Genomic DNA, 12,243 nt, shown 5'->3' on the forward strand with positions numbered 1-12,243 from the left:
ACACACACGCCCACACGTCACCGGCGCAGCGCAGCAGCCCGAAACAACGCCGCCGCTGCCCGGGCGTCACCCGCAACGCGACCCGCGCGCTGCGATGCACGACCCGAGGCGCGGCCGGATCCCGACGGCGAGGCACGAACCGAGACAACACCACCGGTACGACAATTTCCCAACCCCGACCAACCCGGCCAACGTTCGTGATCAGAGCACTAGCCGCGCCCCCCGACGTCGACGCGGCCCGCCACGAACGGCCCTGACACACCGGACACGGGGGTAGTTTCGGGACCATGCGTTACGTGCAGCTCGACACCCCGAAGCCCCTGTCCAAGATCGGTCTCGGCACCTGGCAGTTCGGATCCCGGGAATGGGGTTACGGCCCCGACTACGAGCGCCGGGCGGCGGACATCGTCCGGCGGGCGGTGGAACTCGGCGTCACCCTCTTCGACACCGCCGAGATGTACGGGTTCGGCCGCAGCGAGCGGATCCTCGGCGCCGCGCTCGGTGACGACCGGCACAAGGTCATGGTCGCCACCAAGATCTTCCCGATCCTGCCGATCGCCCCGGTGGTGCAGCAGCGGGCGGTCGCCTCCGCGGCCCGGCTCGGCGTCACCAACCTCGACCTCTACCAGGTGCACCAGCCCAACCCGCTGGTCGCCGACCACACCACCATGCGCGGCATGCGGGCGTTGCAGGACGTCGGGCTGGTCGGCGAGGTCGGGGTCAGCAACTACAGCCTGCGCCGCTGGCAGGTCGCCGAGGCGGCGCTCGGCCGGCGGGTGCTGAGCAACCAGGTCCGCTACAGCATGATCGACCGCGGGCCGGAGCACGACCTGCTGCCGTACGCGCGGCAGGCGGGCCGGATTGTCATGGCGTACAGCCCGCTGGCCCAGGGGTTCCTCTCCGGCCGGTACGACGCGAAGAACCCGCCCAGCGGGGCGATCCGTCGGGCCAACCCGTACTTCCTGCCGGAGAACCTGGAACGCGGCGCGACGCTGATCGACACGCTGCGCCAGGTGGCCGGGGCACACGACGCCACGCCCAGCCAGATCGCCCTGGCGTACCTGCTGCGCCACCCCAGCGTGGTGGCCATCCCCGGCGCGTCCAGCGTCGAGCAGATGGAACGCAACGCGGCCGCCGCCGAGATCGACCTGGCCGACGACGAGTACGCCGCGCTGGCGGGCGCGGCGAAGGAGTTCCGCCCGATCACCGGGTTGGCGGCGGTGCCCCGCCTGCTCCGGGCCCGTTCCCGAAAGTGAGCATGATGGACGACATCACCGCACTGATCCTCGACGACCACGCCGCCTTCCGGCGTGGCTTCGCCCGCCTCGACGACGCCCGCGACGAGCACGAGCTGCTGGCCGTCTGGGAAGCGCTCGCCCTGCACCTGGACATCCACGCCGAGGCGGAGGAGACCATCCTCTATCCGCACCTGGTGCGCCACGGCGACGACGGCGAGGCCGAGACCGCCGACGCGATCGGCGACCACAACAAGATCCGCGACGCCATCGCCGAGTCCAAGCTGCACCCGGTCGGGTCGGACGAGTGGTGGGCGGCGGTGCGGACGGCCCGCCGGGAGAACAGCGAGCACCTCGCCGAGGAGGAGGACGAGGCGCTGCCGGACTTCCGCCGGCACGCCGGCGTCGAACTCCGGGCCGAGCTGGGCGCCCGCTGGCTGACCTTCTACGGCGACCACAAGAACGGCCGCAACCTGGCCTTCGCCGACAAGGACCCGCAGCGCTACGTGCGCGAGCACCGCTGACCGGGGATCGCTTCCCCGAGCGCTCTGGAGCTGATGTCGTCAGCGACTCACCACCGCACCATCGGGCGTGATGTCGTGGACGACTCAGCTCCCAAGGCTGCGGTCAGCTGAGCCGCCGGGCCGATCTCCCCGGTGCGGGGGAGTCGGGGCGGGGCGTGGCGGCGGCAGAATGGGCGGGTGACTCCCCGCGCGGTCCTCGCCCCGCTGGTGGCCGGCAGCACCTGGCGGCGCGGCGTGTTCCTGCTGCTCGGCGGGGTGCTCGTGCTGCCGTACGTGCTGCTGGTGGTGACCTTCGCGCAGCTGCTCACCCGCTCGGAGATCCCCCGGCCGCTGGTGCTCGCCCTGCTGGTGATCGCGGCGGCGATCGCCGTCGTGCCGGTCTTCCTCGACGGCAGCCGGGCGCTGGAGATCGCCGCCGTGCGGAACCTGCTCGGCGTCGACCTGCCCGACCCGACCCCCGGGCACCGTGGCGACCGGGAGACCCGACTGCGCGGCGCGCTCTGGATCGCCACCCATCTCCTCACCGGCGGGCTGGTGATGGCCGCCCTGTTCAGCGCGGTGCCGATGGCGCTGGCCTTCATCGCCCAGCAGTTCGGCATCGGGGACGAGATCGTCGGCCGGGAACGGTTCGGGCCGCTGGACGGGCGGGACACCGGCTGGCTGACCCTCACCGGGGTGGCGCTGCTGGTGGGCCTCGGCTACGCCGTCGCCGGGCTCGGCGCACTGGCCGGGTCGATGGCGCCGGTGCTGCTCGGCCCGGCACAGGCGGAACGGATCGCCGCGCTGGAGGCCCGGACCACCCGGCTCGCCGAACGCAACCGGCTGGCCCGGGAGCTGCACGACTCCGTGGGACACGCGCTCACCGTGGCCACCCTCCAGGCCGGGGCCGCCCGGGAGCTGCTTGACCGGGACCCGGAGTTCGTCCGGCGGGCGCTGACCGCCATCGAGGAGGCCGGGCGGACCGCGATGGACGAGCTGGACCACGTGCTGGGGCTGCTCCGGGAGACTGGCGGCGGGCCGGCCGCGCTGGCGCCACAGCGTACGCTCGCCGACCTGGACCGGCTAGTGGCCGACGCCCGCGCGAGCGGCGTGCCGGTCGACGCCCGGCGCGCCGGCGACCCGGCCGACCTGCCGGCGGCGGTGTCCCGGGAGGGCTACCGCATCGTCCAGGAGGGACTGACCAACGCCGCCCGGCACGGCCGGGGGCCGGTGGCCCTGCGCGTCGACGTGCGCCCCGACGCGCTGGAGCTGGAACTCGTCAACGCGCTGGTACGCCCCCGGCGCGCTGATCCGGGACGGGGCGGCCGGGGCCTGGACGGAATGCGGGAACGGGTGCTGCTGCTCGGCGGCCGGCTCACCGCCGGACCGGACGCCGACCGCTGGCGGGTCCGGGTCCGGTTGCCGTTCGAGGAGACCCGATGACCGGCCAGCCGGGAACCGGCGGCGCGGCCACCACGGGGGTGCTGATCGTCGACGACGACGAGCTGATCCGGGTGGGGCTGCGGGCCATCCTGGAGGCCCAGCCCGACCTGCGGGTCCTCGGCGAGGCCACCGACGGCGCGGAGGTGCTGCCGCTGGTCGCCCGGCTCCGCCCCCGGGTGGTGCTGATGGATGTGCGGATGCCGGGCATCGACGGCATCCAGGCCACCCGGCTGCTGCTGGCCGCCTCGGCCGACCCGCCCCGGGTGCTGGTGGTCACCACCTTCGCCAACGACGAGTACGTCTACGACGCGCTCCGCGCCGGGGCCAGCGGCTTCCTGCTCAAACGGGCCCGCCCCGCCGAGGTGGTGGAGGCGGTCCGGGTGGTCGCGCAGGGCGAGTCGCTGCTCTTCCCGGCCGCCATCCGCCGCCTCGCCGGGGCGTACGGGGGGCGGGGCGGCGACCGGCTGCGCGCGGCCCGGCTCACCGAGCGCGAGGCCGAGGTGCTCCGGCTGATGACCACCGGACTGTCCAACCCGGAGATCGCCGCGCAGCTGGTCCTCGGCGTGGAGACGGTGAAGACCCACGTCGGGAACGTGCTGGCCAAGCTGGGGGTGCGGGACCGCACCCAGGCGGTGATCGCCGCGTACGAGTCGGGCTTCGTCACCCCGTCGGGCTGAGCCGTTCCCCCGCGTGGGGGAGCCGCTTCCCCGCCGTACGGGAGGGTTCGCGGGGCGCGTCGGCCGAGGCTGAGTGCATGACGACGACTGCTGTTCCCACCCACCGTCCGGCCTCCCGTTGGCCCGACCGGCTCGCCCCGCTGGCCGCCGGTTGGCTCGGCCTGTGGGGCGTACTCGCCCTGCTCTGCACGCTGACCGGCGCCGGCTACCCGTTCGGGGCGAACGACCCGGACGGCGGCGGGGCGAACCTGCTCCGGCTGGTTCCCGTCGACGTCGCGCCGCCGCTGTTCGCCGGGATGCTGCTGGTCGCCGCGGTCGCCGCGCTCGCGATGAGCGGCCAGGGCGCCCGTACCGCCGGCCCGCTGCGCGCGCTGCTGCTCGGCTACGGCTGGACGGTCGCCTTCGTCCTGGCCGTGGTGGTGCCCGACGCGCGGGTGCTGGTGATCCTCGGCTACGCGCCGATGCTGATCCTCGGCGCCCCGTTCGGCTGGCCGCCGGTCGACTACGCCGACATCTTCACCTGGTCGCTCGGTGTCAAGGTGGCCGCCATGGCGGGCGGGGTGCTGCTGGCCGGGGCGCTGCTGGTCTGGCAGCGGCGGACCGCCGACGCCTGCGTGGCCTGCGGCCGGGGCGGCGCCGAGCGGGGCTGGACCACCCGTGCGGCGGCCGCCCGGTGGGGGCGCTGGGCCGCCTGGACCGCCGCGGCCATCCCCTTCGCGTACGCGCTGACCCGGTTCGCCTGGGCGGCCGGCATCCCGCTCGGCATCTCCCGGGAGTTCCTCGACGAGATGCGGGAGACCGGACTGGTGTGGGCCGGCGCCGGGCTGGGCGCCTTCGCCACCGTCGGCGCGGTCCTCACCCTCGGGCTGGTGCAGCGCTGGGGCGAGCGGTTCCCGCGCTGGATGGTCGGTCTGGCCGGCCGGCCGGTGCCGGTGAAGCTCGCGGTGGTCCCGGCCACCCTGGTCGCGGTCGCGGTGACCGCGGCCACCCTCGGCCTGGTCACCACGCCCGACTTCTGGGCGCTCGGCGGCGGCTTCAGCTTGGCCAGCGCGCCGATGCTGCTCTGGCCGTTCTGGGGCGTCGCGCTCGGGGCGGCCACGTACGCGTACCACCTGCGGCGCCGGGGCGGCTGCGCCCGCTGCGGACGCGGCTGACGTCGCGGGCCGGCGCCCGGCCGCCGGCCCCGGCCCCCAGGGGGAGGAGGGTGCCCCGTCGATCGACGGGGCACTCTCGTTTTCCTGAGCTAGCGTGGGTCGGGTGACTGCGCCTTCCCCGATTGTCCCGGTCCCACCGGCCGACCTGCCCGGCACGCTCGGCGCGCTGCGGGCGGCCGGCCACCAGTACCGCACGGTCAAGCAGGAACTCCGCGACAACCTCCTGGCCCGGATGCGCTCCGGCGCCGACCGCTTCCCTGGCATCGTCGGCTACGACGACACGGTGCTGCCCGAGGTGGAGCGGGCGTTGCTCGCCGGGCACGACATGGTGCTGCTCGGCGAGCGCGGGCAGGGCAAGACCCGGCTGATCCGCTCGCTCGCCGGGCTCCTCGACGAGTGGACGCCGGTCATCGCCGGTTCGGTGCTCAACGAGCACCCGCTGCACCCGCTCACCCCGGCCTCCCGGGCGCTGGTCGCCGAGGCCGGCGACGACCTGCCGGTGGGGTGGCTGCACCGCTCGATGCGCTACGGCGAGAAGCTCGCCACCCCGGACACCAGCGTTGGTGACCTGATCGGCGACGTCGACCCGATCCGGATCGCCCAGGGGCGCACCCTCGGCGACCCGGAGACCATCCACTTCGGCCTCGTCCCGCGTACCAACCGGGGGATCTTCGCGGTCAACGAGCTGCCCGACCTGGCTGAGCGGATCCAGGTGGCGCTGCTCAACGTGCTGGAGGAGCGGGACATCCAGGTCCGCGGCTACCAGCTGCGGCTGCCGCTGGACCTGTTCCTGGTGGCCAGCGCCAACCCGGACGACTACACCAACCGGGGCCGGATCATCACCCCGCTCAAGGACCGCTTCGGGGCGGAGGTCCGCACCCACTACCCGGTCGACCTGGAGCTGGAGCTGGCGCTGATCCGGCAGGAGGCCGACCTGGTCGCCGAGGTGCCCGAGCACGTGCTGGAGGTCCTCGCGCGGTTCGCCCGGGCGGTGCGGGAGTCGCCGTCGGTCGACCCGCGCTCCGGCGTCTCCGCCCGGTTCGCCATCGCCGCCGCCGAGACCGTCGCCGCCGCCGCGCTGCGCCGCGCCGGCCTGCTCGCCGGGACGTCGGCCACCGCCGGCCCCGACGACCGGCCGGTACGCCCGGAAAACCCGGTGGCCCGGGTCGGCGACGCGGTCTCCGTCACCAGCACTCTGCGCGGCAAGGTGGAGTTCGAGAGCGGCGAGGAGGGGCGGGAGGTCGAGGTCCTCGGTCACCTGCTGCGCACCGCGACCGCCGAGACGTTCCGGGCCCGACTGGCCGGGCTGGACCTGTCCGGGTTCACGGGGCTGGTGGACGAGGACGCGGTGATCGAGACCGGTGAGCTGGTCAGCTCCGCCGAGCTGCTGCGCCAGGTGGGCACCGTGCCGGGGCTGGCCAAGGTCCTCGACCGGCTCGGTCTGGGTGACGCGCCCACCCCGGAGCAGGCCGCCGCCGGCGTCGAGTTCGTGCTGGAGGGGTTGCACCTGACCCGCCGGCTCGGCAAGGACGTCACCGACTCCGGTCGGACCCGCTACGGCGGCCGGGCCTGAGCATGACCGGCAACCGGTTCCGGTACGGGCAGTGGCGCGGCGGTCCCGACCCGCTCGCGCCCCCGTACGACGTGCGTGGGGCGGTGGACGCCGTCGGTTCGGAGGTGCTGGCCGGCGGCAGCCTCCGGGAGGCGCTGCGGGACCTGCTGCGGCGGGGCCCGCAGGGGCGCGGCGGCCTCGACGACCTGGCCGCCCGGGCCTGGCGGCTGCGGCGGGAGGCGCTGCGCCGCGGCGACCTGGACGGGGCGGTGACCCGGGCGCGGGCCCTGCTCGACCAGGCGCTCGCGGCGGAACGGGACGAGCTGCGCGGGCGCGACGACGACGCGGCCCGGTTCGCCGAGGCGGTGTTGGACAACCTGCCCCGCTCCACCGCCCGCGCGGTGGAGGAGTTGGCCGGCTACGAGTGGGCCAGCGACGAGGCCCGGCAGACGTACCGGCGGATCCTGGACGGGCTCCGGGACGACGTGCTGGGCCAGCGCTTCGCCGGGCTGCGCGACGCGGTACGCGCCTCGGCCGACCCGGTCGCGCAGCAGCAGTTGGCCGAGATGATGCGGGACCTCAACGACCTGCTGGCCCGGCACGCCCGCTCGGAGGACACCACCGACGCGTTCGCCGAGTTCATGCGCCGGCACGGCGAGTTCTTCCCGGAGCAGCCGCGCGACGTCGACGAGTTGGTCGACGTGCTGGCCCGCCGGTCGGCGGCCGGGGAGCGGCTGATGCGTTCGCTGTCGGACCGGCAGCGCGAGGAGCTGGCCGGCCTGATGCGGCAGTCGCTGGGCGACCGGCTCACCGACGAGTTGGCGGCGTTGGATGCGAACCTGCGGACGCTGCGGCCGGATCTGCACCGGGGCCGGGGTGAGCGGGTGCGGGGCGAGCAGCCGCTGGGCTACGCCGAGGCGGCCGGCGCGCTCGGTGAGATCGCCGAGCTGGACGACCTGTTGGACTCCCTCGAGCAGGAGCATCCCGGGGCCACCCTGGACGACGTCGACGTCGACGCGGTGGCCCGGACGCTGGGCCGGGACGCCGCCGACGACGTACGCCGGCTGCGGGAGCTGGAGCGGGAGCTGCGCCGGCAGGGGTGGGTGAGCCGGGACGCGGACGGGTTGACCCTGAGCCCGAAGGCGCTGCGCCGTCTCGGCGGCACCGCGCTGCGCCGGGTCTTCGCCGACCTGACCGCGGGGCCGCGCGGCCAGCACGACCTGCGCTCGGCGGGCGCCGCCGGCGAGGTCAGTGGCGGTTCCCGCCAGTGGGAGTACGGCGACGAGCAGCCCCTCGACGTGGTCCGGACGCTGACCCGGGCGGTTCGTCGGGCCGGGACGGGCGTGCCGGTGCAGCTGGCGGTCGAGGACTTTGAGGTGGCGGAGACCGAGCGGCGGGCGTCGGCGGCGGTGGCGCTCTGCGTCGACCTCTCCTACTCGATGATCTCGCAGGGCCGGTGGGGTCCGATGAAGCAGACCGCGCTGGCCCTGTCGCACCTGATGGCCACCCGGTTCCCGCAGGACGCGCTGCAGATCGTCGGCTTCGGCCGGGAGGCGTTGCCGCTGACCCAGCTGGAGCTGGCCGCGGTGGAGCCGGACATGCAGCAGGGCACCAATCTTCAGCACGCGCTGCGGCTGGCCGCCCGGCACCTGCGGCGGCATCCCGACGCCGAGCCGGTGGTGCTGGTGGTGACGGACGGGGAGCCGACCGCCCACCTGGACCCGGACGACGGGGAGGCCCTGTTTCACTGGCCTCCGCTGCCGGAGACGATCGAGGCCACCGTCCGCGAGGTGGACCGGTTGACCCGCTACGGCGCCACGCTCAACCTGTTCATGCTGGGCGACGATCCCGGCCTGCGCCGCTTCGTCGACGCCGTGGCCCGCCGCAGCCGCGGCCGGATGTTCACCCCCGATGCCGGCGACCTCGGCGAGTACGTCGTCTCCGACTACCTGCGCGCCCGCCAAGGCCGCCGCTAACCGCACCGCACCGCGCCGCGCCGCGCCGACGCGACGATGCAGTTGTGTCGGGGATGAAGGCCGCCCATCTGGGTGAACCGGGCACCACAACTGCATGATCGACGGGGCCGGGCGGGGTTGACTGGGGGTGTGGACGGCGAGGGGTTGCGGCGGGTTTACGAGGAGGTGCTCGCCGAGGTCGACGCGGGGGGGTTCGGGGCGCCGCCGGAGGGGCAGTTGAGCGCCGAGCAGATCGTCGGGCACCTGGCCGCCAACGACGAGTTGATGAGCGAGGCGACCGAGGCGGTCCTGGCCGGGTCGCCGTTCGCCTACTACGACCTGGAGACGATCCACCGTCCGCAGGTGGACGCGCTGGTCGCCGAGTGCGGGGGCCTGGACGGGGTGGCCACCCTGCTGCGGGCCACCAGTCAGAAGCTCGTCGCCCTGGTCGAGCGGCTCGGGCCGGCGGCGGACACCCCGGTCGATACGCACCTGCGCGAGGGCTTCGACCTGGTCGTCGACGAGCCGCTGCCCTGGGGCCGCACCCTCGACCTGCACGGCCGCGTCCACCTGCCGAAGCACCTGGCCCAGCTCCGGATGCTCCGCGCCGGTTGACAGCGTGGCCGCCCGGCGACCAGTGGCAGGGAGCGTTGGTCGTGGCGGCCGTCGGCCTGGTGGTCGGCGGACTGTTCCTCGCGTGGTGGATCGCTCCGGAGGCGAAAGGCTGTCGCCGTCCCGGACGCCGGAGCGTCGCCGCCGCACGCGGGCGAGACCCGTGCGCCGGTCGGGACCCTCGCCCCGCCGGCGTGGCCGGCGCTGAGGCGGCGGGTCAGTCCGGTCCCGTCGCCGTGGGTTCCGGGGCGCGGCGGAAGGCGCGGCGGTAGGTCGACGGGGCGACACCGATGCGCTGGTGCAGTTGCTGGCGCAGCGCCGCAGCGGTGCCGAAGCCGCAGCGGCGGGCCACCTGGTCGACGCTGAGGTCGGTGGTCTCCAGCAGCAGCCGGGCGTGGTCGGTGCGCTGCTGGAGCAGCCACTGCGCGGGGCTGAGCCCGGTCTCGGAGCGGAAGTGCCGGGTGAAGGTGCGCACGCTCATCCGGGCCTGCTCGGCGAGGTCGCGCAGGCTGACCGGCTCGTGCAGCCGCTGCCGGGCCCACTCGCGGGCGGTGGCGGTGCTGGCGTCCGCCGCCTTCGGCACCGGGCGTTCGATGTACTGGGCCTGGCCGCCGTCGCGCCACGGGGGCACCACGCACCGGCGGGCCGCCCGGTTGGCGACCTCGCTGCCGTGGTCGGTGCGGATCACGTGCAGGCACAGGTCGATCCCGGCGGCCACCCCGGCCGAGGTGAGCACCGTGGCGTCGGCCACGAAGAGCACGTCCGGGTCGAGGTCCACGCCCGGGTGGAGCCGTCGGAACCGCTCGGCGTACGCCCAGTGGGTGGTGGCCCGGCGGCCGTCGAGCAGGCCGGCGGCGGCGAGCACGAACGCGCCGGTGCAGATCGACATGATCCGCGCCCCGCGCTCGCACGCCGCCCGCAGCGCCGCGGCCACCTCCGGCGCGACGGCGGCGTCGGGCAGCAGGCTGTCGCCGTGGATGCCCGGGACGATCACCGTGTCCGCGGTCTCCAGGAGTTCCAGACCGTGGTCGGGGAGGACCTGGTAGCCGGCGGTGCTGCGCACCGGTCGTGCGCCGGGGGTGCAGACGTCGACGGTGTAGAGGCGAGCGCCGTCGGCGTTGCGGGCGGTGCCGAAGACCTGGGCGGGGGTGCCGAGGTCGAGGCCGACGACCTGGTCGAGGGCGAGCACGGCGATCCGGTGCGGGGCGAGGGTCATGGCCCGATTATTGCGCATGATGGCTTCCGGGCCACTCGTCGCGGCTGCCACCGGCCCCGCAGACTCGGCATCGTGACCCGTACCCTCGTGGACCCGGCTGCGCCGGGTCGCGCCCGCCGCCTGCACCCGGCCTGGCTCGTCGCCGCCGTCGCCTTCGTCGCGCTGGTCGGCGCGGCGGGCTTCCGCGCCACCCCCTCGGTGCTGCTGCACCCGCTGCACGCCGAGTTCCGCTGGCCGCTCGCCACCATTTCCGCGGCGGTTTCGGTCAACCTGCTGCTCTATGGGCTGACCGCGCCGTTCGCCGCCGCGCTGATGGACCGCTTCGGCGTCCGCCGGGTGGTGACCGTCGCGCTGCTGCTGGTCGCGGCGGGCAGCGGCCTGACCGTCTTCATGACCGCGAGCTGGCAGCTGATCCTCTGCTGGGGTGTGCTGGTCGGGCTGGGCACCGGGTCGATGGCGCTGGCGTTCGTGGCGACCGTGACCGGGCGTTGGTTCGTCCACCGCCGGGGGCTGGTCACCGGCGTGCTCACCGCCGGCGGGGCGGCCGGTCAACTGGTCTTCCTGCCGCTGGTGGCCGTGCTGGTCCGCGAGCACGGCTGGCGGTCGGCGGCGCTCGTCGTCGCCGGGGCGGCGCTGGCGGTCGTACCGCTGGTGGTGTGGCTGCTGCGGGAGCACCCGGCGGATCTCGGCCTGCCCGCCTACGGCGCGGCCGAGGTGGTGCCCCCGGCCCCGGCGGCCGGCGGGGCCGCCGCCCGGGCCGTCGGCGCGCTCACCGCGGCCGCCCGGACCCGGCCCTTCTGGCTGCTGGCCGGCGGCTTCGCGATCTGCGGCGCGACCACGAACGGGCTGGTCGGTACGCACTTCGTCCCGGCCGCGCACGACCACGGCATGCCGCAGACCACCGCCGCCGGGCTGCTGGCGCTGGTCGGGCTCTTCGACATCGTGGGCACCATCGCCTCGGGCTGGCTGACCGACCGGGTGGACAGCCGGCTGCTGCTCGGCGCCTACTACGCGCTGCGCGGCGGCTCGCTGCTGGTGCTGCCCGGGCTCTTCGCGGCCTCGGCCGAGCCGAGCATGCTGGTCTTCATCGTCTTCTACGGGCTGGACTGGGTCGCCACGGTGCCGCCCACCGTGGCGCTGTGCCGGGAGTACTTCGGCGCGTCCGGCGCGGTGGTGTTCGGGTGGGTCTTCGCCGCCCACCAGGTCGGTGCCGCGGTGGCCGCCACCGGCGCCGGGCTGGTCCGCGACCGGCTCGGTGACTACGCCCTGGCCTGGTACGTGGCCGGGGCGCTGTCGATCGGCGCGGCCGTGCTGTCGCTGCTGCTGCGCCGCCGGGGGGTGCCGTCGCCGGTGGCCGTCCCGGTCCCGGCCGGCCCCGCCCGCCGGGCCTGGAGCTACCGCGGCTGAGCTGAGCTCAGCCGACCAGCCACTGCTGCTCGGCGGCGCCGGTGCACGCCGCCTGTTCGATGTCGTCGCCGGCTTCGGTGCCGGCGTCGTCGACCTGCCCGCACCGGCCGCTGTGCACCGGGACCAGCAGCACCGGACCGGCGCCGGTCGGGGTGAGCCGCCACTGCTGGTTGGCCTGGCCGTGGCAGGGGAACTGCTGGAGCTTCGCCCCGTCGTCGGTGCTGGCCCCTTCGACGTCGAGGCACTGCCCGTGGGCGGCGTTGGTCAGCGTCACCACGTCCGGGGCGACCGGATTCGCGACCCACTGCTGCTCGGGTCCGCCGGTGCAGGCGGCCAGTTGCGCCGGCGCCTCCTTGTCGCCGCCGTCCAGCCCGAGGCAGAGGCCCGAGGCGACCGCCCGGAAGACCTTCGGTCCGGCGAGCGGGGCGGGCGCGGCGCTCGGCGGGGCCGTCGGGGTCGGGGCGGGCGCGGCCGGGGTGGTGGGCGCCG

General features: G+C 75.2%; 11 protein-coding genes. 9 read left to right on the forward strand and 2 right to left on the reverse strand.

From position 1 onward, the window contains the following. The first annotated feature begins 287 nt into the window (after positions 1-287). The 8 genes from NCC78_RS18190 (at position 288) to NCC78_RS18225 (ending at position 9,134) form a co-directional block, all read left to right on the forward strand. Entirely contained in the window at positions 288-1,256 is a 969-nt protein-coding gene (locus NCC78_RS18190) for an aldo/keto reductase (protein WP_250795831.1), read from the forward strand. A gap of 5 nt (positions 1,257-1,261) precedes the next feature. After that, positions 1,262-1,759, forward strand: coding sequence for a hemerythrin domain-containing protein (locus NCC78_RS18195; protein ID WP_250795832.1), 498 nt, complete (start codon positions 1,262-1,264; stop codon positions 1,757-1,759). 177 nt (positions 1,760-1,936) lie between these two features. Then, on the forward strand, positions 1,937-3,181 hold the full coding sequence (locus NCC78_RS18200; RefSeq protein WP_250795833.1) for a sensor histidine kinase: 1,245 nt from the start codon (positions 1,937-1,939) through the stop codon (positions 3,179-3,181). Then, a complete protein-coding gene (locus NCC78_RS18205) occupies positions 3,178-3,858 on the forward strand; it encodes a response regulator transcription factor (protein ID WP_250795834.1) in 681 nt (226 codons plus the stop codon). The genes NCC78_RS18200 and NCC78_RS18205 overlap by 4 nt, the downstream gene beginning before the upstream one ends. 77 nt (positions 3,859-3,935) lie before the next feature. Beyond that, positions 3,936-5,012 carry a hypothetical protein gene (locus NCC78_RS18210; RefSeq protein ID WP_250795835.1) on the forward strand — a complete coding sequence of 359 codons (1,077 nt, stop codon included), beginning with the start codon at positions 3,936-3,938 and terminating at the stop codon, positions 5,010-5,012. 94 nt (positions 5,013-5,106) lie between these two features. Beyond that, entirely contained in the window at positions 5,107-6,585 is a 1,479-nt protein-coding gene (locus NCC78_RS18215) for a magnesium chelatase ATPase subunit I (protein ID WP_250795837.1), read from the forward strand. Between the two features lie 2 nt (positions 6,586-6,587). Next, on the forward strand, positions 6,588-8,540 hold the full coding sequence (locus tag NCC78_RS18220; protein ID WP_250795838.1) for a VWA domain-containing protein: 1,953 nt from the start codon (positions 6,588-6,590) through the stop codon (positions 8,538-8,540). 129 nt (positions 8,541-8,669) lie between these two features. Then, entirely contained in the window at positions 8,670-9,134 is a 465-nt protein-coding gene (locus tag NCC78_RS18225; protein ID WP_250795839.1) for a hypothetical protein, read from the forward strand. Positions 9,135-9,348: 214 nt separating this feature from the next. Here the strand turns inward: NCC78_RS18225 and NCC78_RS18230 are convergent, their stop codons facing one another. After that, positions 9,349-10,365 carry a GlxA family transcriptional regulator gene (locus tag NCC78_RS18230; protein WP_250795840.1) on the reverse strand — a complete coding sequence of 339 codons (1,017 nt, stop codon included), beginning with the start codon at positions 10,363-10,365 and terminating at the stop codon, positions 9,349-9,351. Positions 10,366-10,416: 51 nt separating this feature from the next. Here NCC78_RS18230 and NCC78_RS18235 point away from each other — a divergent pair, with 51 nt between their 5' ends. Beyond that, positions 10,417-11,754, forward strand: coding sequence for an MFS transporter (locus tag NCC78_RS18235; protein ID WP_372495155.1), 1,338 nt, complete (start codon positions 10,417-10,419; stop codon positions 11,752-11,754). A 7-nt stretch (positions 11,755-11,761) separates the two neighbouring features. Here the strand turns inward: NCC78_RS18235 and NCC78_RS18240 are convergent. Continuing rightward, the coding region (locus tag NCC78_RS18240) for an RICIN domain-containing protein (RefSeq protein ID WP_250795843.1) at positions 11,762-12,243 on the reverse strand (482 nt) is incomplete at its 5' end.

The organism is Micromonospora phytophila (assembly GCF_023656545.1).
In the GTDB taxonomy this organism is placed as follows: Bacteria; Actinomycetota; Actinomycetes; order Mycobacteriales; family Micromonosporaceae; genus Micromonospora; species Micromonospora phytophila.